Source organism: Chitinophaga sancti (genome assembly GCF_034087045.1).
GTDB classification, from domain to species: Bacteria; Bacteroidota; Bacteroidia; order Chitinophagales; family Chitinophagaceae; genus Chitinophaga; species Chitinophaga sancti_B.
On sequence record NZ_CP139247.1, the window covers coordinates 3,734,896 to 3,755,733 of the forward strand.

Annotated in this window: 18 protein-coding genes; 6 read left to right on the plus strand and 12 right to left on the minus strand. The window is 46.3% G+C overall.

Features of this window, described 5'->3' with window-relative positions; genetic code table 11:
- Positions 1-28 precede the first annotated feature (28 nt).
- Positions 29-1,258, plus strand: coding sequence for an NAD(P)/FAD-dependent oxidoreductase (locus tag SIO70_RS15370; RefSeq protein WP_320581735.1), 1,230 nt, complete (start codon positions 29-31; stop codon positions 1,256-1,258).
- Between the two features lie 275 nt (positions 1,259-1,533).
- On the opposite strand, the gene SIO70_RS15375 is transcribed toward SIO70_RS15370, so the two are convergent.
- On the minus strand, positions 1,534-2,157 hold the full coding sequence (locus SIO70_RS15375; protein ID WP_320581736.1) for a deoxynucleoside kinase: 624 nt from the start codon (positions 2,155-2,157) through the stop codon (positions 1,534-1,536).
- Positions 2,154-2,654 (minus strand): 2-amino-4-hydroxy-6-hydroxymethyldihydropteridine diphosphokinase, encoded by a 501-nt coding sequence (gene folK, locus SIO70_RS15380; protein ID WP_320581737.1) that lies wholly within the window; start codon positions 2,652-2,654, stop codon positions 2,154-2,156. The genes SIO70_RS15375 and folK overlap by 4 nt, the downstream gene beginning before the upstream one ends.
- Before the next feature lie 71 nt (positions 2,655-2,725).
- On the opposite strand from folK, the gene sppA reads away from it, so the two are divergent.
- The 5 genes from sppA (at position 2,726) to SIO70_RS15405 (ending at position 7,422) form a co-directional block, all read left to right on the plus strand.
- Complete coding sequence (sppA, locus tag SIO70_RS15385; RefSeq protein WP_320581738.1) at positions 2,726-4,483, plus strand: signal peptide peptidase SppA; 1,758 nt, start codon at positions 2,726-2,728, stop codon at positions 4,481-4,483.
- Positions 4,484-4,593: 110 nt separating this feature from the next.
- Complete coding sequence (locus SIO70_RS15390) at positions 4,594-5,697, plus strand: ABC transporter permease (protein ID WP_320581739.1); 1,104 nt, start codon at positions 4,594-4,596, stop codon at positions 5,695-5,697.
- 26 nt (positions 5,698-5,723) lie between these two features.
- Positions 5,724-6,251, plus strand: a complete 528-nt coding sequence (locus tag SIO70_RS15395; RefSeq protein WP_320581740.1) for an SRPBCC family protein — start codon at positions 5,724-5,726, stop codon at positions 6,249-6,251.
- A 61-nt stretch (positions 6,252-6,312) separates the two neighbouring features.
- Positions 6,313-6,858: an SRPBCC family protein gene (locus SIO70_RS15400; RefSeq protein WP_320581741.1), complete on the plus strand. Its 546-nt coding sequence runs from the start codon at positions 6,313-6,315 to the stop codon at positions 6,856-6,858.
- A 63-nt stretch (positions 6,859-6,921) separates the two neighbouring features.
- The gene (locus SIO70_RS15405; protein ID WP_320581742.1) at positions 6,922-7,422 is read left to right on the plus strand and encodes a DUF2911 domain-containing protein; all 501 of its coding nucleotides are present in this window, start codon (positions 6,922-6,924) and stop codon (positions 7,420-7,422) included.
- Between the two features lie 57 nt (positions 7,423-7,479).
- Here the strand turns inward: SIO70_RS15405 and SIO70_RS15410 are convergent, their stop codons facing one another.
- The 10 genes from SIO70_RS15410 to SIO70_RS15455 all read right to left on the minus strand — a co-directional run bounded on the left by SIO70_RS15410 (position 7,480) and on the right by SIO70_RS15455 (position 20,831).
- The gene (locus SIO70_RS15410) at positions 7,480-9,339 is read right to left on the minus strand and encodes a TonB-dependent receptor plug domain-containing protein (RefSeq protein ID WP_320581743.1); all 1,860 of its coding nucleotides are present in this window, start codon (positions 9,337-9,339) and stop codon (positions 7,480-7,482) included.
- A gap of 38 nt (positions 9,340-9,377) precedes the next feature.
- Positions 9,378-10,682 carry a HAMP domain-containing sensor histidine kinase gene (locus SIO70_RS15415; protein ID WP_320581744.1) on the minus strand — a complete coding sequence of 435 codons (1,305 nt, stop codon included), beginning with the start codon at positions 10,680-10,682 and terminating at the stop codon, positions 9,378-9,380.
- Positions 10,657-11,328 carry a response regulator transcription factor gene (locus SIO70_RS15420; protein ID WP_320581745.1) on the minus strand — a complete coding sequence of 224 codons (672 nt, stop codon included), beginning with the start codon at positions 11,326-11,328 and terminating at the stop codon, positions 10,657-10,659. The genes SIO70_RS15415 and SIO70_RS15420 overlap by 26 nt, the downstream gene beginning before the upstream one ends.
- 33 nt (positions 11,329-11,361) lie before the next feature.
- On the minus strand, positions 11,362-12,663 hold the full coding sequence (locus tag SIO70_RS15425; RefSeq protein ID WP_320581746.1) for an AarF/ABC1/UbiB kinase family protein: 1,302 nt from the start codon (positions 12,661-12,663) through the stop codon (positions 11,362-11,364).
- Positions 12,664-12,678: 15 nt separating this feature from the next.
- Positions 12,679-13,305: a TetR family transcriptional regulator C-terminal domain-containing protein gene (locus SIO70_RS15430; protein ID WP_320581747.1), complete on the minus strand. Its 627-nt coding sequence runs from the start codon at positions 13,303-13,305 to the stop codon at positions 12,679-12,681.
- Between the two features lie 85 nt (positions 13,306-13,390).
- Positions 13,391-16,036 (minus strand): hypothetical protein, encoded by a 2,646-nt coding sequence (locus SIO70_RS15435; protein ID WP_320581748.1) that lies wholly within the window; start codon positions 16,034-16,036, stop codon positions 13,391-13,393.
- Positions 16,033-18,354: a hypothetical protein gene (locus SIO70_RS15440; RefSeq protein WP_320581749.1), complete on the minus strand. Its 2,322-nt coding sequence runs from the start codon at positions 18,352-18,354 to the stop codon at positions 16,033-16,035. The genes SIO70_RS15435 and SIO70_RS15440 overlap by 4 nt, the downstream gene beginning before the upstream one ends.
- Positions 18,344-19,051, minus strand: coding sequence for a hypothetical protein (locus SIO70_RS15445; RefSeq protein ID WP_320581750.1), 708 nt, complete (start codon positions 19,049-19,051; stop codon positions 18,344-18,346). Before SIO70_RS15445 ends, SIO70_RS15440 begins: the two co-directional genes overlap by 11 nt.
- On the minus strand, positions 19,051-20,199 hold the full coding sequence (locus SIO70_RS15450; protein WP_320581751.1) for an AAA family ATPase: 1,149 nt from the start codon (positions 20,197-20,199) through the stop codon (positions 19,051-19,053). The genes SIO70_RS15445 and SIO70_RS15450 overlap by 1 nt, the downstream gene beginning before the upstream one ends.
- Positions 20,196-20,831 carry a hypothetical protein gene (locus tag SIO70_RS15455; RefSeq protein ID WP_320581752.1) on the minus strand — a complete coding sequence of 212 codons (636 nt, stop codon included), beginning with the start codon at positions 20,829-20,831 and terminating at the stop codon, positions 20,196-20,198. The genes SIO70_RS15450 and SIO70_RS15455 overlap by 4 nt, the downstream gene beginning before the upstream one ends.
- Positions 20,832-20,838 lie beyond the last annotated feature (7 nt).

Sequence of the window (20,838 nt, forward strand, 5' to 3'; positions counted from 1 at the left end):
TATCAGTTTAACGATCAGGTATAAATAAATGAAAGACAATAGATTAGTAGTTATTGGGGGTGGGGCAGCTGGTTTCTTCTGTGCGGTAAATGCCGCCAGAATGGCAAAATCACTGGAAGTCATCCTGTTAGAAAAGAGTGGCAAGCTGCTTTCCAAAGTAAAAGTATCCGGCGGCGGCAGGTGCAATGTCACGCATAATGCCCCCGATATATTATATATGTCAAAGCGTTATCCAAGAGGACAGCATTTTGTGAAGAAGTCTTTTGGGCATTTTTTTGTGCCTGACACCATCCAGTGGTTTCAGGAAAGAGGCGTTTCGCTCAAGGCAGAACCCGATGGACGTATGTTTCCGGTTACAGATAGTTCCCAGACCATCATCGATTGTCTCCTGAAGGAAGCAGATAAATACAGGGTGCAGATCAGAACCAACACGGCTGTAAGCGGCCTGGAACAAACCTCCGATGGCTGGAAAGTGCTGTTGCAGGACGAAGCACCTATCGAAGCAAAGTTTGTATTTGTAGCGGCTGGAGGGTATCCTCAGGCTGATAAGTTTGGATGGTTGCAGGAAACCGGTCACGAAATCGTTCCTCCTTTGCCGTCGCTCTTTACTTTCAATATGCCGGGCAATCCAATTATCTCACTCATGGGTGTCAGCGCTATCGCCGCTGTGAAGATTGCAGGCACTAAGCTACAGGAACAGGGCCCTGTGCTCATCACCCACTGGGGGTTGAGCGGGCCCGCTATTTTACGGACCTCTGCCTGGGGGGCAAGAGAACTGGCAGATCTTAACTACCAGTTTACCGCTGTTATCAACTGGCTGCCGGATCACAATGAAAACAGCCTGCGGGAGGACCTGCAAAGCCTGCGATTCGAACTGGGCGGACAAAAGATCTACAACAAAAATCCTTTTGGCCTGCCCCAACGCTTATGGCAATTTATGCTGGAGCAGTCAGGCATTGCCGAAGACGCCCGCTGGGCCGATGTGCCTTCAAAGGAACAGAATAAACTCATCAAACAACTGGTGGCCATGGAATGCCCTGTAAAAGGGAAGACCACGTTCAAAGAAGAATTTGTTACCTGTGGGGGCATCAAATTATCAGAGATCGATCCGAATACGATGGAAAGTAAATTATTGCCGCAATTGTTCTTTGGCGGTGAAGTAATGGATGTAGATGGCATTACAGGTGGGTTCAACTTCCAGCATGCATGGAGTAGTGGCTATATTGCTGCACAGACTATTGCTCAAAAAATGGGCTGACTAGACAGTCAGCCCCATAGTAAACAAAACTAAATTAATCATCAAATTAGCGTAAATATAACCGCCTTAAATATATAGGGCAAAGCAATATTATTTATTACGTAATAGAGAAGCTCTATATCTGTGATTACGGAGTAATTGATTATTATTTATGACGCAATTAATGCTATATCTATTTTTTCAGGATCGCTGCAAGCGATCCTGAAAAATCCCCCCAAATAAAAACGCTTTTGCCTCTGGCAAAAGCGTTTTTATTTGGCTTATAGCAACTTCTTTTAAAAGTAATTTATACCCGGTGGATAATCTTCCTCTAATGCTTTTAACAACCTTTCAAAGTCTTCAGCACTCCTGAGAAAATCTACCTTCGTCGTATCCACCATCAATGTCTTCACCGGGTGCTGCTTAATATACTGCATATACACATCCTGCAAATTACCCAGGTAACTATCAGGTATCGATTGCTCATAAGACCTGTTCCTGTTCTTTATATTCTGCTGCAACTTTGTAATCGGTGCATTCAGAAATATCAGCAGATCCGGTTGTAACAACTGCGGATTAATAATATCAAACAGCTTCTGGTACAGGCTATATTCCTCATCTTTCAATGTCACCTTTGCAAACAACAAACTCTTTATAAACAGGTAATCCGATATAAAAAAGTTGTTAAACATATCCTGCGTCTGCAACATATCTTTCAACTGCTTATACCGCTCGGCCATAAAAAACAGCTCCAACGGAAAAGCATATTGCTGTGGCTTCTCGTAAAACTTAGGCAAAAATGGATTATCCGCAAACTCTTCCAATATCAGTTGCGCACCAAAGTGCTTCGCCAGTCTTGTAGCCAGCGTCGTTTTACCAGCCCCTATATTTCCTTCAATTGTAATGTATTTATAATTCATCTGGCTTGCTCCTGTAACTGAAATTTTTGGGCAGGTAATGTATCGGTACACTCCGCCAGCAGAGCGCTGACATCTTTATGTAATACCGGATGTATCCAATCGGGACTAATCTCCACCAGCGGCACCAGTACAAACTGCCTGTTCGCCATCTGCGGATGTGGCACTTTCAGCGCCGGCAAATCGATCACCGCATCATTATAAAAGATGATATCTATATCTATGACCCGTGCTCCCCATTTTTGTTGGCGTACCCTTCCCAACTGCCGTTCTATATCGAGTACGGTATCCAACAGCTCTTCAGCACTCAGTGTCGTATCTATCTGCAAAGCCTGATTCAGGTAGTCTGGTTGTTGCACATGGCCCCACGCAGCTGTTTCATACAATCCCGACTTTTTTTCAACGGTTCCCGCCCGCTTATCTATTTGCATCACAGCCTGTTGCAGGTTCTCCGTACGGTTGCCCAGATTACCACCTATAAGTAATATTGCTTTATTCATGTATCTTCAACGGCCCAAAAGTAGACATAATCTTTATTTTTGGAAAAAGCAGTTTTCCTTAATCTCAAAATATGCGTAGTTTTTTTAAGATCTTTTTGGCCAGCCTACTAGCACTCATTGTCGTAGGTGTTTTGGGAATCGTTATTCTCCTGGGATTGATCGGAAGCGCTATATCGCCCGATAAGGTTGTCATTTCCCCTAATGGCGTTCTGGTACTGGAAACAAACCAGGAGCTCAGTGAACAGAAAGTCGCCAACCCACTCAGCATGTTCACTAAAAAAGGAGATGGTGGCACTCCCGGATTGTTTGACGTCATCAGGCTGGTTGACAATGCAACCGGCGATGATAATATCAAAGGTATTTACTTGAAAGTGGAAGGCAATGCCAACGGCTTTGCAACCAACCAGGAATTCAGAAACGCACTGGAGCGCTTCAAAGCCAGTGGCAAGTGGATCTATGCCTATGGCGAGAATATGAGTCAGCAGAGCTACTTTGTCGCCTCCGTGGCCAACAAAGTATACCTCCATCCAAAAGGAGGGCTTGACTTCAATGGCTTTTATTCCCAGGTCACCTTCCTGAAAGGGCTGCTGGAAAAGTTGGAAATCCAGCCGCAGATCTTCTACGATGGCCGTTTCAAAAGCGCCACCGAACCACTGCGCGAAACGGAAATGACCCCTGCAAACCGCATCCAGACCAATGCTTACCTGGGTGAACTGTATAGCAATTTCTTATTTAATATAGGTCAGAGCCGTAAAATCGATACAGCTACCCTGCACAAATACGCCAATGACGGCGCTATCCAAAATGCAGAAGATGCCGCCCGCCTGAAACTGGTGGATGGCCTGCGCTACGACGACCAGGTGATGGATGAAATCAAATCCCGTCTGAGCCTGAGCGGCACTGACAAAGTGAACTTCGTGACCCTGAGCAACTACGAAAATGCCAATGAACACCGTTTCAGGGACAACGACGCCAAAATCGCCCTCATCTATGCCCAGGGTAGCATAGTAGGTGGCGATAGCGAAAAAGAAACTGTCATCAGCAGTGACCGCTATATCAAACTGATCAGGGAAGCCCGTCAGGACAACGATATCAAAGCTATCGTATTCAGGGTGAACTCCCCGGGTGGGAGCGCACTTGCTTCAGAAAGCATCTGGCGAGAACTGACCCTGGCTAAGAAAGATAAACCAGTGATCGTATCTATGGGCGACTATGCCGCTTCCGGTGGCTATTACATCTCCTGCATGGCCGATTCCATCTTTGCAGAGCCCAATACCCTCACAGGTTCTATTGGTGTATTTGCCGTGATCCCAAATCTGGGAAATTTCTTTAAGAATAAACTGGGTGTCACTTTCGACGGTGTGAAAACCGCACAGTATGCTGATCTCGGTACTGCCAGCCGTGCTATGACAGACGATGAAAAACGTTTCATCCAGAATGGCGTTGATACGACTTACATGGTATTCAAGACCCGGGTGGTCAATGGCCGTAAACTGAGTGGTGCAGTGGTAGACAGCATTGCACAGGGACGTGTATGGAGTGGTGTACAGGCAAAAGAATTAGGTCTGGTAGACCGTATCGGTGGTATTCAGGACGCCATTGCATGTGCTGCGAAGATGGTGCATGCCGGTTCTTTCAATGTAAAGGAATATCCTGAACCACAGGGAGGCCTTGAAAAGGTAGTGAGAAGTCTGGGTGGCGATATGCAATCCCGGATGGTAAAGAATGAACTGGGTGAGAACTATAGCCTGTACGAGCAGGTGAAGAGGATCAAAGAAATGAGTGGCCAGGTACAGGCCAGAATTCCCTATGATATTGAGATCAAATAGTATCGGCACTTAAAATTTACTTAAAACCTGCCCGTTGTGGCAGGTTTTTTTATACAACTTAGGTAAAACAATAGTAGTTTTACGCGATTTTCTAGCAACTAAATAGGCGTATGGCGGTGAAATACAGTCAAGGGACAGCTCTGCTGGCCATGGCAAAAGCAAGTTTGAAAGCAATATTGAGAAGCCCCTCGGCTGTAGTATTCAGCTTAGGTTTTCCCTTGGTGATCTTACTTTGTTTTGGCTTTATCGGGGATAGCACTGTATCTGTAAAAGTAGGTGTGGACAGTGCGACGGATACCCATAGTTACCTGTACCAGCAATTATTGAAGGAGAAGAGCCTGAAACTGGTAACAGACAAGACGAATGCAGAATTGCAGGCAGAGCTGAAAAAAGGGCATGTCACCGCTATTCTGAAAGTAAAGGACCTACCTGCTGTAGACAATAAACCGTCCAACTCTATCCAGGTCTATACCTCTACCGCTGCTGTTGAAAAGATCGGGGTATTCAATGCTATCCTGAATGGTGTGATCCGTAATGCAGATGCCAAATATTACAGCCATGCTTCTGTAGCCAGGGTTGAACCCATGATCACGCTGCCTGGCCGTAGATATACTACTATCGATTTCATATTGCCTGGTTTGCTGAGCTTCTCCCTGCTCAGTGCAGCCGTATTCAGCACTGCTTTCCTGTTTTTCGGTTTAAGACAGACGCTGGTATTAAAACGTTTCTTCGCTACGCCGATCCGGCGCTTACATATAGTATTGGGTGAATCCCTGGCCCGCCTGGTATTCCAGATCTCCGGCGCGATCCTGATCATTGCGATCGGTTATTTCTTTTTTGGCTTCACGCTGGTAAACGGGTGGAGTACCTTTTTTGAAATGCTGATCCTGACTGCGCTGGGTGTGGTGGTGTTCATGGGCTTTGGCTTTGTCGTGAGCGGTCTCGCCAATAGCGAGAGCACGATTCCGCTGTTTGCCAATATCATTACCCTGCCCCAGTTCCTCCTGGCAGGTACCTTTGTTTCTGTCGATGTATTTCCTACCTGGTTGCAGGTCATCTGCCGCATTATGCCACTAACTTACCTGAACGATGCTTTCCGGAAAGTGGCCTTTGAAGGACAGCACCTCTGGAACCTGGGCCTCGAGCTGGGTGTGATTACACTATGGGGTGTGATTATTTACGCTGTGGCGGTGAGAGTTTTCCGGTGGGAATAGTCATTTTTTTTTGGTAACTTTTAGGGATGCAAGCCTTTTTTATTCTCCTGGGCGCTCTGGCTGTGATCATCCCTGGGTGTTTCATAGTTAGCCTGTTTTTACCGGCTACTGTGAAGGTTGTGCGTGTCAGGGTCATTTCCGCCACTCCTGCTGCTGTATTTCAACAGATCAATACTGTCCGTAACTGGGAAAACTGGTCTCCCTGGCACCAGGCAGATCCTCATATGAAACTCCTGTACACCGATACTGAGAGTGGGATAGGTGCAGCCTACAGCTGGGAAAGCCAAAACCGGCAGATCGGCAAGGGGGCCATGATGATCACCAATTCCCGGTTGGATGAGTTCATTGCCACAGATATGCACTTTATGGAGCAGGGACTGGCCAAAGCTACCTTTAAACTGGAACCGGTACCCGGTGGTACCAGTGTGACCTGGACCATGACGGCAGAACTGGGGCGTAACCCCTTCAAAAAGTTCATGGGACTCCTGATGGACAAATGGGTAGGAAGGGATTTTGAAAAAGGACTGGCCAAACTCGATTCGGTATTAAGATAATTCTCCTCCTTTTGCCAAAATAGAACGAGATTTGCAACCTTAACAGTCTGGAATTGTTCATATGCGATTAATTAAACTAGCCGTGATTAGCGCAGTTTGCTTCGGCGTGCTGCTTTTCTTGCTATCCTTATTATTACCTTCTAAAGCGATTGTAGAACGTTCTGGTGTCATAGATGCACCAATGTCTACTGTGTATGCGCAATTAAATGACCTGAGTAAATGGTCGGCCTGGAATCCATGGGCTGCCGATGAAACTGCACAGGATAAGCAATATTCAACCCCTCCTGCAGGTAAGGGCGCCTACTTTACTTTTAGCGGTATGCAACATGAAGATCGTATAACCGGAAAGGTAAGTATTGAAGAAAGTCGTCCTGACAGTGGTATCAAATACCTCATGACCTTCAATGCCATGCGCCCGGTAAATGCTTATTTCGAAATCAAGCCTGCGGCTGATGGAAAAGCAACTGCTATCATGTGGCGCTTAGAAACACACCTGGGTTACTGGCCATGGTGGAAACTGCGTGGTTTCCTGGCAGACAGGCTCACAGGGCCACAGCTGGAAGCGGGGTTGACACAGTTGAAGACAATTTGCGAAAGCGGTAAATAATACACAGGCGGTAACAACCGCTCCCGCATTATACATTAATTTTCCATAAATTTTTTACTATTTATGAAACAATTCCTCTTATTCTTTGCATTGCTGGCCGGTACTGGCAGCCTTGTATCTGCACAGGAAAAAAAGGCAGTTGCAAGCCCTCGGGTAACTGCAGAAGGAAAAAATGTAAAAGTTGCTTATGGTCAACCTTCTAAAAAAGGTAGAGTGATCTTTGGAGACCTGGTTCCTTATGATAAAGTATGGCGCCTGGGTGCTAACGAAGCAACTGAAATCACATTTGCTAAAGATGGTAGCTTCGGTGGCAAAGCCGTAAAAGCAGGTACTTACACCCTGTTCGCTATCCCAACTCAAACAGAGTGGACATTTGTACTGAACAGCGAACTGAAACAATGGGGTGCTTACAAGTATGATTCTATCAAAGTACACAACGTGCTGGAAGCAAAAGCTAAGGTGACTAAAACAGCTGCACCGGTTGAAAAACTGACTATCACTTTGCCTGCTGGTAAGATGATCGTAGAGTGGGATGAAACCCATGTGGAAGTACCAGTGAAGTAATGAGCATTGTATTTTATTGTAAAAGGCCGTCTCACTTGTGAGACGGCCTTTTGTTTTTTACAGGTTCCATTTAACAGATACATTTATTTGCCTGCCATCTACAGGCCCCCACAACGGTACAAAAGAAGGATCATTCACTGTTCCGGTATATAATGGGGTATGTTTACCTTGTCTTACATCAAAGAGGTTTTCTCCGTTCAGCACCAGTGTGACATGATCACCTATTTGTCTTGATACCATGGCTGCCCAGAACCAGTAATTCGGCGCCTTCTCATTGTTGTATAAATACTGATGCCCGTTCCAGCTATTCTCTATCCCCATGCGCCATTTATCTTCGATCTCATAGGCGAGTGTAGTCGCAAATTTATCCTGTGGTGCAAAAGGCACGTACATTGTACTAATTTTTGAAATGGTATGATTATACCCCATGTACAATTCCACATGATCCATTTCCAATCTCACATATGTATCCGTTCCTGCACTATGTAGCGGGTCGGCCTGGGTTTGCAGTTCATATAAATTATCACTTCTTAATACAGGTAGTATTGGATGTTGCACATGAGAATAATAGAAGGCCTGGTTCAATGTCAGGTCCAGTTCACCAAGGGTAGTATGATAGTTCGCATCGAAGTTCAGTCCTTTGCTTCTCTCTGTTTTCAACCCATCCGGCAAAGCGGCGAGCGTCTTATACCCCAGCAATTGTGTTTGTGTTGTAAAGATTGCGGCGGTCTTATACCCCGTACCTGCGCTCAGGCGAACAGAGAGATCATGAATGGGTTTGTACACTATGGCCAGTCTTGGCAATAGGAACCAGCCATATACATTGTGGTGATCTGCGCGTAGCCCACCTTCTATCATCAGCTGCTTTGTGAGTTGAATCTCATCCTGTGCAAAGAAGCCGACAGTATTGTAGGTATAATTACTAATACGGCTGCTGTCGTGGTTATCCCTGGTATAGGCTTCGCTGGTATTGTTTATACCAAGCACTACACCATGCCATTTATAACTGGCTTCTGTATAGGTATTCAATTGTTTGCCCTGCAGGAGGAAATTTCCCTCTGTATGCAGCAGATGATAGAGACTGGCGTTGCTTTTAATGGTGAACGCCTTGTGGGTCAGTTGTAGGTCTAAGCTATTACGATTACTATTATTCTTTTCTGTGTAGTAGGCACCACCACCGGAGCGTTGCTCAAATGTTCCCTGGTACCCCGCAGTAAAGGTCGTTTTTGGATGGATATACCAGAAGAATTTCGGATGCACCAGGTACTGTCTTAACTGTGGCACATCACTGAATCCATCCTTGTTCACATCTGTCGCATTCTGATGCGTAACACCTCCAAAAAATGTGAAACCTGTTTTTTGCCATTTCTGTGAATAATATAAATTGGCATTGTTCTCTTTGAGCGTGCTGCGATTCAATAAAATATTCAATAATGGTTTGTCGCCCGGGGTCTTGGAAATAAAATTGATCATCCCCGCAATCGCGCCACCCCCATACAGCGTAGACACAGATCCTTTTATAATCTCAATCTGTTTCAGATCCAGCGGGGGGATGGCCAGTACGCCAAAATTGCCGCTTAACCCTTCGTACAGGGGAAGGCCATCCCTCAATAGCTGGGTGTATTTTCCATCCATCCCCTGCATGCGGATGGCATTATTTCCACTGATTGCCGATGTGTTTTGTATATGGATCACAGATAGATCGCCCAGCAAACTGGCCACATTTGCTGGCTTAATACCGCTTTCTTCCTGCATATCCTCCAGGCCTAATACTTCCACTTTCATAGGCAGGTCCCCGATACGGCTATTGGTACGGGTAGAGTGCACGACTATCTCGTGAATCTGTACAACTTTAGTCGTGTCCTGTGCGAATAATGGACCCGTGGCCAGTAATAAAATAAACCCTGTGACCTTCATGAAACAAAGAAAAGGAGCGATCCTGTGGAAAATCTGGATTAATGATGATGCCTGTCCGGGCGAAGAATAAAATGGTGTTCCTGCCCTTTATGCAGGTAATATATCTTCAGGTTATTTGTATCCGTGATCTTTTTCACAATGGCCAATCCCAATCCGTTACTGTTTTCCAGGTTGGATGCATTCTTCTTAAATCGTTGGAATAATTGAGTGGAGGGAATAGGGGGGTATTCACTGGTATTGCAGATGCTGAACTGTTTTTCATTCAGCTGTATGGTGATCTGGCCTTTGGGGTAATTATATTTTATGGCATTGCCCAGTAAATTACTGATGAGGGTATCTGCCAGTAACGGATGTAGTAATAGTAAAAGATCGTTTGAAATATCTGTACTTACCAGCAATTCTTTATCCCGTATCAGTTCGTCAAAAAAGCGCAGGTGTTTCTCCAGCACTGTTCTGATGCTGATCTCGCTGGTTGCCACAAATTGTTTGTTCCCGATCTTAGCCATGAATAACAGGCCATGATTCAGGTGCGACAACCGTTGCAAAGCCTCATGCGTTTGTGCGATAGATTTTAGCTGCGCCGGTTGTAAGTCTTCATCCTGCAATAGCAGTTCCAGCTTGTTTTGCGCAATCGCCAGCGGTGTCTGCATTTCATGTGCAGCATCTTCTGTCAGTTCTTTCATGATCACAAAATCATGGTAGATGCGGGAGGTAGCATTTATCAACACTTCATTTAACCTGTTGAATTCAGTCACAGAAGTATCCGGAAAAGAAAGGTGGTGCATCTGTTCCAATTGCAGCTTTTCCATCTTATCCAACGACAGGTAAAATGGCCGCCAGATGCTGCGGCTGATCAACCTGTTCACCAATATGGTAAACAATAATAACCCAATAAAAGCCAGTGCCATTACCAGCGCAATATTTTTAATCAGGTCGTCTTTTTCAATCAGTGATTTTCTGATCGTGAGCAGGTAAAATTTACCCCGTATACTGATCACCTGTTCCAGCTGGCGATACGGTACCTTTTTATGCTCGATCTCCTGGTACTGCATAATTGATTGGAGTACCGGTTGTGCATTTGCAGGCCCATTTGCAGGATGAATACTGAACTCCGGTGTTGTGATACCAAATACAGGACTGTTATCAGGAATCGACTTAAAATAGACCTCCCATTGAATCTTATCATTTACCAGTTCCTCATCCATCTCTTTCTCCAGTTCCTTATCAAACTGATGATAGAGATAAATGCCGCCGGTCGTCAGCAGGGGCAGCATGATCAGTAAAAACCAGATGGTATTTTTGGTAAGTAGTTTCATATTATTCGAACCGGTAACCTGTGCCATACACCGTCTTGATATGATCTGGTGCACCGGCATCCATCAGTTTGCGGCGGAGGTTTTTGATATGTGAATATATGAAATCATAAGAACCTGCCATGTCATATTCATCGCCCCACAGGTGAGATGCCAGGGCGGACTTGGTAATGACACGTTTTTGGTTGGCAATAAAGTACACGAGAAGCTGGTATTCCTTCGCTGTCAGGTCCACCGGTTTCTGGTGCACCAGCACCGTTTTCGAAGCTGGAATTACCTGTATATCCTGGAAGATAATACTGGTATTGCCGCCAAAATGTTTGCGGCGTAGCAGGGCATTGACCCGTGCACTCAGTTCTGATAAATGAAAAGGTTTGGTGAGATAATCGTCGGCGCCAAGGCCCAGACCTTGGAGTTTATCTTCCAATGAATCTTTGGCGGAGATAATGATAATACCCGCATCGGAGCGGATCTGTTTTAGTTCCTTTACGATATCTAATCCGCTGCCATAAGGAAGGCTGATATCGGCAATTATACATTCATATTCGGCATCGTTGACCTTCTGAATGCCCTCTCTGAAGTTTGTAGCTACTTCACAAATGTAGCCCTGTTTGCCTAAGTATTGTGTGATTGATTCTTGTAGCGCCTGCTCGTCTTCGATGATAAGAATGTTCATAATTAAAAGGTACGAAAAAAAATGGGGCCCTGCTTATAGCGCAGGAAGCCCCGTTTTAATATTCGCTTTGAGATCGCTTAGAATAGAATACAAGCCGAAGTAGGTTCTGTTCACATACAGGCTATGCCTTGACCCTCGCGCAACTTTCGACTCTTTCACCTCTTTTAGGTTAGCTACATAATCCATGTAAGCATATATCTCCCCGAAATAACGTTCATCGCCAAAATCAAATTCAGGTAAGGTAAATGGCAGTGTGAGCATGTCGATCATCTTCTGGAACAGGGTGGAGAAAAATGTAATCTCCTTTTCCGAATCCGAAGGATGTATCATTTCAAGGCTGGTATAGATCTGATTACGTCGCACATCATCTTTCAATACTTCTTTATCTGTCAATAAGAAGTAGTTGACATAAAAATCTTCCGGTATTTCCTTGATACAACCAAAGTCAAAGATGCCGATCGTACCGTCTTCCCTCATGAGGAAATTGCCCGGATGTGGATCAGCATGCACCTTTTTCAGCTTATGTACCTGGAATTGGTAGAAGTCCCACAGTGCCTGACCGATGCTATTTCTAACTTCCTGAGATGGGTTCTTTAACAGGAACTCCTTCAGGTGGTAGCCGCGTAGCCAGTCCATTGTAATGATCTTATCGCTGGAGAGTTCCGGGTAATACTTCGGGAATACCAGGTTCGGAATATGTGCGCACAAGGTAGATACTTCTACAGAGCGGTGCAGTTCCAGTTTATAATCCGTTTCTTCCAGCAGTTTTGTCTCAATCTCTTCAAAGTACTTGTCCATATCCACCTCGTTCATGCCTACGATGCGCATGGCAAATGGCTTTACGATGCGGAGGTCAGACTTCACACTGTTCGCTACCCCGGGGTACTGGATTTTGATGGCCAGTTCCCTGCCCCATTTGGTGGCTTTATGTACCTGCCCGATGCTGGCGGCATTAGCTGCCTTGATATCGAAAGTATCGAACAACTGTGCGGGGGTTTTGCCTAATGTCTTAACGAAGGTATTGATCACCAGCGGACCAGAAAGGGGTGGGGCGCTGTACTGCGACATGGCGAACTTCTCGGTATAGGCTTTGGGCAGCATGCCCTTGTCCATACTTAACATCTGCGCTACTTTCAGTGCACTGCCTTTCAGGTTGCTGAGGGTATCGTAAATGTCTTCTGCATTGTCTGCATGCAGTTCTTCCCTGCTGATATTGGGATCAATGAGTTTTTTGGTATAGTGCTTCAGGTAATTGGTTCCAACTTTCAATCCTGTGGTCACAAAACGACTCGCTCTTTCCACTTTTCCCGTAGGAATATTAGTTTGCTCTTTCATTACCTTTTATCTCCTCTATTTCCTGGTGAACATAAATTTGCCGAAGTCCAGCAGACTATCAATCGTGCCCGAGCTGATAATCTGGAAACTGAGATTTACAGCTTTTTCAATCGCAGCATCTGTCAGCTCAAATTTTTCTGAATCATCCTTGATCCAGTAGTTGAGCACAAAGAGTGCCTGTACCCAGAAACCGTGTACGTATTGACTGGAAATGAATTTTCTTTCTTTTACTTCGCCAGACTGATAGCCTTCTTTGATCAGGTCTGTCGCGTATTCATAAAACGCATCTTTGAACTTTTCCAGCCTGTTTTCATGATAGCCAGGGATATGGAATTGTTCTTTCTGCTGCAAAATGTAGCTTCTGTCTTCTTTCAGCTTCTGTACCCAGAGGAAGTAGAAGGTGAGCAGCTTTTCGCGGGCAGAATAGCCGAGATAGGTATCGTCTGCTTTTAGTTTTTCGAGTGTATCTGTAAAGAAGGATAACCAGATGTCTTTTTCAACGGCATCGAAGGATGCATAGCTGTCGTAAAAAGTGCTTTCGGAAAGACCTAATTGCTGACAGAACAGGTAGACAGAAACCGGTTTTTTCCCGTTTTCAAGCCAGTAGTTTTTATAGGCTTCGCGAATGAGTTTATTTTCCATAATTCAGGGTTTAAATTGTCCAAAAATGCCTCCAAAGCAGGTATTTCAAATTTACGATAGAAAGCTTATATGAATTGTTAATATCTTACAGATTGTTTACGTCCATGACACTCAGCACCTTATTTTTTCCCAACAGGATAAATTCACCTCTTACACTTCCCTCAATCACAGATTCTGGTTCTTCTTCCAGCGCTACTTCGTGCTCCAGGGTCAACATGGCCCCCTCCACTTTAAACACACTCGCCAGCTGATCACCTACTGCCACCAGGTGTCCTCCCGGGATAAACGCCATGGCCACCACCCTGTGAGATACGGGCACCGGTGCACCAGCGATGGACATTTGCTGTTTATTGATCTGGATGGTCACAATCCCCATTTTAGTCAGCCCAAACAGTATTGTCGATACCATTGGTACCGCAGCCAGCAGGTTTACGGGTGGCGCCGATTGTAGCCTGGTACAGTTACCAAGGTCATCCGAGCAGTACAATACCCCCTCCAGCAGGAAATAATAGAAATCATTCCATTGATAGACCGGGGTAGGGTAAGGTCTGTCATCGCAGAGGATGGTTGAATCATCCATGGTACAGGTATACTGCCTGTCCAGTTCCCCATCTCCCGAAAAATGCCAGATGCTCAATACCCGTTCATTCAGGCCAAACTGCGTCACAGCCCCTGCTATCTTGACCACAAACCCTACTACATGTTGCTGCAGGAAGTTCGGGAAGCTTACACTCATGCCATATTTGAAATGCAGGTTCGCGGGTAGTATTTTCGGTTGATCTTCAAAGTCATTTTCCATGCTCAGGTAGATCATCAGGCGGTTTGTTTCCGGAAATCCACTCACGATATAATCAAACATGGGGAGCATCTGCATGGTAGTCCATGAATATTGCTCTATTTCAAAGTCAGGACTGATCCTGAGCAGGTAAAACGAATGTGCATTGATGCCGATGATGAACAATTGCTGGTTATGCCGTATCATCCCTGCCCAGGTAATCCCTGTAGGCAGGTTGATCCGTCTGCTGTTCACCTTTTTCTTTGGCTGTGCAGCCACTGTACTCTTGTATCGGAACAGGTCCGCAGGCAATTGCTTATCCTCCGGTAAGAATTGTTTTAGCAAAAACAGGTGCCTGGTATTACCCTGTTTCACCTGGTCACTGATGATGTGCATGCTCAGATCGGTGGCAGTTTGTTTTACAGCAGGATTGCTGTGTTTATTGTTTACAAAAAGCATCACCTGCAGGAACAAGGTCAGTTGCTCCGGGTTACTCTTCTGATACACTTTTCTGATGTGCAAAGGCAGTTGCTCCGGCGTATGTCTGCTCACCACCTCAAAGTATTGTTCCAGGTGGTCAGCGGCACGGTTATAGCCATTCCATCCCCTGTACAATAATCGCAAAGCCTCGTCAGGAGCATTCAGTTTATCTTCCAGGATCTCGGCCGCTTTCAGCAATTCATTTTGTTGCTGGGCCAGCTGCACACTCTTCCTGTAATAGGTCCTGGCCAGGTCCATTTGTTCGAGTTTTCCATACAGATCTCCCACCTTCTCAAACATTTCCAGTTCTTTGTAAATTTCGATAGCTTCCAGCAGTAATCCTCCCTGTACCAGGCATTCTGCTGCGGGCAAATGCCTGTTCAGGTAATCCCTGTACAGGGCGGCGGCTTCTCTGAAAAATCCGCCCTGTACCAATGCCTTTGCCGCCAGATTGTAATCCTGCAGGAGGTGTGCATAGATGTAAGCTGCCTGTTTGTAGTCTTTATTTTCTAATGCCTGCAGTGCTGCACGCATGTATTTTTTATGCAGCTGTTCATAGTACCTGTTTACGTTCCATGCATCTACCGGGCCACCGCCACCAGCCAGGTTGCCAAGGCTGAAATGCGTATTCCTTTTCGAGAGCGAGGCCGATGGGGGCGCTACACCTCTGCTGGCATGTTGCGAGCCTAACGGTATGGCGTATTGCAACGCTTCGCCCAGGTTCTCGTCGAACATATTGAGCAGGCGTTCCACTTCTTTGTCCCTCTTTTCCTGCAGGTGTTCCAGCTGGTTTTGCATCCACTGGTACATACTGCTTTGCCCCTTATTACCCCGCTTACCTAACAGCGACATGAATGCTTTGAGCAGGAATGCTTTTATTTTTTTGAAACCTTTCAGCGGTGGTGCCGCCATGGGTATTTCATTCAGGGGCTTTATATCTACACTGCTTTTCAGCATATCTATCAGGGGTGTATCATCTTCCTTCCGCTTTACATTGATCATGCGCAGAGACGCCATGGCAGGCATACCCGGATGTGCCATATCCCATGAATGGTCAATGACAGCCGGCATTTGCAGCAGATCGCTGAGTGATACAAGGTCTGCCGTCGTAAAGCCAAAGAAACCAAGATTCGGGTGCATCACCTGCCATTCCCACACCAGTAGATCCGCCATCTCACTAAGGCTGAGGGTGGGCAGTAACTTAGCATGAACAGGTATCAGCAGCTTCTTTCCGATAATCGTATAGGGATGTGCGATTTGACTAAGATGCGGAATATGTTTGGGATGAAATACGACCATCATACCCGCAGGCTCCATGCTGGATTTGTTTTCCGGCAGTAGCATGCAGGTCAGTGAGCCGGGAGGTACATCCCATCGCTGAATTTCCCCAAACCACTCCGCAGGGGTATTCCCCCTGATGTAAGCTCCGAGTACAGGATGACAAACGGATGGATCATATGTTAGCTGCAAAATCATTTCAGATGATCTATGTATGGTTGTATATATGATTCGTAAAAAGTATGTGCGGGCACCTGCCGGTCGTGGTTGTCACCAATAAAATACCGGTACCCGCAATACGCGCCATCAGCCGCCCAGCAGGCAGTCGGTTTATTTTGTATCACGACCAGCGTGATCTCACGCACATTTGGATCCTGACTACGGAGGTGCAATAATCCCCTTGAATCCATCCATGCTTCAATACCCGTATTCAGCACATACCTGGTAATGCGGATCTGCGTGCCGGGAATGGTACTCTCCTGGCCGTTGAGGTTGGGAATAACATTGTTCACCGTGGTCCAGCTTTCCAGCGACAGTTTATTTGCATTGTGCCGCAGCTCCATGTGGTTGATGGCCAGTCTGCCCGAAGGACTTACTTTGATACTCTTCACCTGTCTGTACATATTGTACCCGCAGTTGATGATCTTCTTCAAAGCACGTAAATGATCAGCTCTGGCAGAAAGCACCATGTTGCCATCCCATCTGCCTATAGCTTTAATAAACAGCGTATCTACAGAGAGTGTATACGTATCATTTGCATCTGTGATGTAGAAGGTTTTATCTTCATAAGCGATCACGATAGTACCTGTGAGCCGCTGACCGATAATATGATGTGAGCCGGCCTGGATGGTTGTATTCAGGTAGTATAAATACAGCGCTTCGTTGTGATAGAGCAATACATAAATAGTACCCTGCTCACTATGCCCGAAGGCATAGGTGCCGGCTTTCGGAAGATCTCTGAATATTTCATTTGCCCCGAATGCAATAGATTTCCAGTAGAGTAACCGCTGGTCTTCTGTAACTACAACACCGCCAAACTGCATAGCATTATAGTAATAATAATGCAGTTGCATGGTGCTGAATGGAAAATACAAAGGCGCTTCCTGCTGATGTAAAAATGCCGGCAGGCTATAGTTGGCAGGCAACATGTCTGTCGCAGTAAAAATAGATTCCAGGTCGTACATGGCATGATTCAACAAATGCCGGTGCCCTTTATTGTAATGAAAGAGTTGTACCCTGCCTTCACGGTTTACCAGTATCAGGTAACCATTGAATTTACGGATCGCTGCAAAGGCTTCCTGGAACGGTGCTGCGTGAAACAGCGTTTCATCAGTAATTAAGAAAAACTCCTGTTGTTGTTTTTGCAAAACATTTTTTGCAAAAGCTGTTAACCCTGTTGCACTATGCAGTTCAGGCGATAACAATTCCAGTGCACTGGCTACACCTGTTTTGGTGCTCAGTTGTATAGGAGTATAGTCATATCCTGTCAGAGCATAAGCGGGCAGTTCTCCTTTTTTATTTTGAAGCGAACACGCCAATGCTGCAGCCATGGCCAGCAAGCGGGGAGTCCCCCACATGCGGATACTGGTATCTACCAGTAAGAAACGTTCCGGCTGATAGTCGGCAGGGAGTTGTTCCCTGCGTAAATACAAGGCTTCATTATTCGCGAGTCGCACCATCAGCGACAGCTCATCATGGGCTAATTCGCTGATTAATAACCTGTCAAAATTCCCCCTGTTACTGATATCAGACACACCGCCAAACAACTGGTCACTACTACCCTGTACATGCATGGGAATATGTAGTGCGGCAATCATTTGCCTGGTGAGTTTTGTAAAACCTGCTGTAGCCGGATCGCTGGCCAATTCAGACAGGAGATCTGTCTGTGGTGGTTCTGGAATCAATACCGGCAATGGTTTGGGCAGTTCGCTCACACTTGTCTGCAACTTCAGGAGCAATTCTTCCCTGTTGCCGATTGCTTTGTAGATAGCTGCCAGGTATTGCAGGTCTGCTTCCACAATAAACTTGCTGAGTGGCACAGGAATCAGGATATTTTTATCCAGGTTACCACTGTTGAAATTATCCAGGATATTCCCCGCTACGTCACTGCTTACAGTGGGTGCAACAGCAGAACATAATGTTTGTAATAAGTGGATTTTTTTGTTTCCAAGCCAGTTAAGGTCAGGTAGACTGCCCAGTATATCCAGCAGGTTATAAGCATCATTTATCCAGGCATATTCATCCTTGACATGGAGGTGTATTTTTTGATAAATGTTATGTAATGTTTGCCATAGACGGGCTTTATCTTCTTTGCCTGCATTCAGCAAGAGCAACAAAGCTCCCAGTGGAGGAAAACAATCTTTCAACTCCGCCAGTATTTCTGTCAGCGATGATCTGTAAATCAGTGTACGTCCATCCTGCCATTCAATCACTTCCCCCTCATCTGCCCAATGCCAGAAGTAATCGTCGGCCGATTTGAAGTAGGCGGTGGTTTCAAGGGTTTGTTTATAATACATGGGTCAGGGTTTCGGCAGTAAGCCTGACGGCGCTGCGGGTGACGTGAACAAAGGATGTATCCGGGATCATTTCATATTGTCCATTCACATGAAAGAGCAAAAAATGCGTCCTTGATCCTTCCAGTTTCCCGGCCACCAATGGCCGGATAACAGGTGGATCGAAATCGTAACCTGCCGGCATCAGTATCCTGTCTTTCAGTGTATATGAAGTACCTGGTACAGAAGGCAACGGCACACCGGCTACCAGCACCTGTCCGCGTGCAGAAGCTGCAAAGCGCAGGTGTCGTAGTCTGATCTGTGGTGCTGTGGATACATATGTTTCCAGGGTACGCATCTCTGTCAGTATAGCGAAGCTCTCATCTGTAGTGGTACAGGGAGCTAATTTTACAAGCTGTTTGGTAGTAGCAAAAGCGGGCAACCCGGAAGCCGGCAGACGCACGGCAATAAAATCGGTCAGGGGTTGCCATTCCAGTACAGGCAAAGTCTCATCCGGCGTCATTGCCCCGGGGGCAAAGAGGCGGTTCACAGCATCCAGTTTCCAGGTGCGCAATGCGGGCAGCTGGCGAAAAGCATTGTCAGCCATGCCTTTTACCCATATCTGGTCCTTGTGCCATGCTGCGACCAGGTCAACTCTGGTGCGCAGTTGGGCCAATACCTTTACGTCGGCTGGTGCTAATGTAATTACACTTTCAGTCATCAGTTAGTCTGCATGATCTTTTCCCACAAATGATCTATCGGCGCTAAAACAAAGTTTTTCTGCGTATCGTTGTTGATCCATTCACAACGGTCATTCAGGTAGCGGAGCCTGTCTTTGATCAGTGCTCTTTCGGCAGGAGAGGTGTCGGCAGCTTCCCATTGTGTGGTCATTTGCTGAACTTCCCTGTAAATGGCATCTGCGTCGGGAGCGCTGTTGATAGTGGCTCTTGGGTGAGTGGAGGTGTGCGGTTCCTCCGCAACTGCCAGTGCCGCATTGACGATGGCAGCGATGATTTCCTGTTGTTCTTCCGTATCCCAGATATAGCGCAGCACCCACAGGTCCGAAAGGATAGCGGTGTCTCTTTTGCAGAGCACAGCGCTGGCAGCAATGAGGCGTTGTAGTTTTACCGCTCTTCTGTCAGAGATCTGGATGCCTGCATTGCGTAGTTGTTGTATCAATGTAATATAGGACCCTCTGATGGCAGACAGGTCTATGGCGATCGTAATATTTTGCAGTTCCCTTATTTCCTCCGCACTGATTTTTGCGGGGGTAGCATAGTCTGCCTGTTCCAGCTGCCAGCCGGCCTGCAATACCTTTTCCAGGTCAGCAGGATCTACGTTGTCACAATGTACCCGCAGCAGGAACCTGTCAAAAAGTGCCTGCAATGCTTCGTCTTCAGGCAGGTGGTTGCTGGCGCCGATAAAGAGCAGGGCAGGGAGGGCTTTGGTTTCTTTTCCTCTTCTGAAGATCTTTTCGTTAAGCGCCATGAGGAGGCTGTTGAGAATAGCACTGTTGGCATTCAGGAGTTCGTCCAGGAATATCAGGTTCGCTTCGGGGAGCATACCTTCTGTGTTAGTCACGAGGTCGCCTTCTCTCAGTTTGCGGATGTCAAAAGGACCAAAGAGCTCATTTGGTTCGGTGAAACGGGTGAGCAGGTATTCAAAAGTTTTACCTTCCAGTAAGTTGGCAAGGGCGCGCACCATGGCACTTTTAGCAGTACCCGGAGGGCCTAATAAGAATAAATTCTCCCTGCCGGTGAGACAGATGCCCATCAGATCGATGATGTCGTCTTTTCCAACAAAAGTCTTCTTCAGGTGCTGTAGGACATCGTTGAGCTTATCTACCAGCGGGGTTGTGGGTAAGGTCATAATATAATTTCATTAAAAACTGTATCGAACTGAGGCCAGAGTAAGGCAGCATGTGATCCCAGGGCTGCTTGTACAAATGGCAGGTTTTCAGGAAGACGGCATTGAGACAGGTTTCTTGCCTGGATGATCCTGTCTGTATATGCCTGCCTTAAGGATGGATGGTCATTAATGGCAGACAGGTCTACCTGTTCATGTAAAGGAATGGCGGCTGCTGAAAATGGCCATTGATGAGCGGTTTGGTAAAACCGGGTGATCAATGGGTCAGTGGGCGAAAGTCCTTTAGCCAGCAGGAACAGATCTGGCAGATAACGAAGGGTCAGGTCTGCCGAATAAATAGCTGCGGGGGTTCTTTCACCAGTATATGCAGGTAAATGGGTTTCGAGGAGAGCGGCATCCAGGTTACGCAATAGAATGAACTGTACGATTGTGTACAGGTGGCCTGCGGCCCAGAGTGCAGCATCCATATCCAGGTCGGGTGCGGTATGAGGCATCTCGCGGCAGTCGTCTTCATAATATTGTTGCAGGTGAATAGCAGCTGTGCGCAGGTCGGCTTCCCCGAAAGTCAGCAGATCAGCGGCCACAGATACATTACCTTCGTTGATTAGGCCCGATATGAATTCAGTTAATTCCATGTCGACA

Bases quoted from the DNA above. Each gene is read 5' to 3' on its own strand.
- SIO70_RS15405 (WP_320581742.1), top strand. From the start codon at position 6,922: ATGAAACAATTCCTCTTATTCTTTGCATTGCTGGCCGGTACTGGCAGC.
- SIO70_RS15445 (WP_320581750.1), bottom strand. From the start codon at position 19,051: ATGACTGAAAGTGTAATTACATTAGCACCAGCCGACGTAAAGGTATTG.
- SIO70_RS15420 (WP_320581745.1), bottom strand. From the start codon at position 11,328: ATGAACATTCTTATCATCGAAGACGAGCAGGCGCTACAAGAATCAATC.
- folK (WP_320581737.1), bottom strand. From the start codon at position 2,654: ATGAATAAAGCAATATTACTTATAGGTGGTAATCTGGGCAACCGTACG.
- sppA (WP_320581738.1), top strand. From the start codon at position 2,726: ATGCGTAGTTTTTTTAAGATCTTTTTGGCCAGCCTACTAGCACTCATT.
- SIO70_RS15435 (WP_320581748.1), bottom strand. From the start codon at position 16,036: ATGATTTTGCAGCTAACATATGATCCATCCGTTTGTCATCCTGTACTC.
- SIO70_RS15455 (WP_320581752.1), bottom strand. From the start codon at position 20,831: ATGGAATTAACTGAATTCATATCGGGCCTAATCAACGAAGGTAATGTA.
- SIO70_RS15425 (WP_320581746.1), bottom strand. From the start codon at position 12,663: ATGAAAGAGCAAACTAATATTCCTACGGGAAAAGTGGAAAGAGCGAGT.
- SIO70_RS15370 (WP_320581735.1), top strand. From the start codon at position 29: ATGAAAGACAATAGATTAGTAGTTATTGGGGGTGGGGCAGCTGGTTTC.
- SIO70_RS15430 (WP_320581747.1), bottom strand. From the start codon at position 13,305: ATGGAAAATAAACTCATTCGCGAAGCCTATAAAAACTACTGGCTTGAA.
- SIO70_RS15440 (WP_320581749.1), bottom strand. From the start codon at position 18,354: ATGTATTATAAACAAACCCTTGAAACCACCGCCTACTTCAAATCGGCC.
- SIO70_RS15395 (WP_320581740.1), top strand. From the start codon at position 5,724: ATGCAAGCCTTTTTTATTCTCCTGGGCGCTCTGGCTGTGATCATCCCT.
- SIO70_RS15415 (WP_320581744.1), bottom strand. From the start codon at position 10,682: ATGGCACAGGTTACCGGTTCGAATAATATGAAACTACTTACCAAAAAT.
- SIO70_RS15410 (WP_320581743.1), bottom strand. From the start codon at position 9,339: ATGAAGGTCACAGGGTTTATTTTATTACTGGCCACGGGTCCATTATTC.
- SIO70_RS15375 (WP_320581736.1), bottom strand. From the start codon at position 2,157: ATGAATTATAAATACATTACAATTGAAGGAAATATAGGGGCTGGTAAA.
- SIO70_RS15400 (WP_320581741.1), top strand. From the start codon at position 6,313: ATGCGATTAATTAAACTAGCCGTGATTAGCGCAGTTTGCTTCGGCGTG.
- SIO70_RS15390 (WP_320581739.1), top strand. From the start codon at position 4,594: ATGGCGGTGAAATACAGTCAAGGGACAGCTCTGCTGGCCATGGCAAAA.
- SIO70_RS15450 (WP_320581751.1), bottom strand. From the start codon at position 20,199: ATGACCTTACCCACAACCCCGCTGGTAGATAAGCTCAACGATGTCCTA.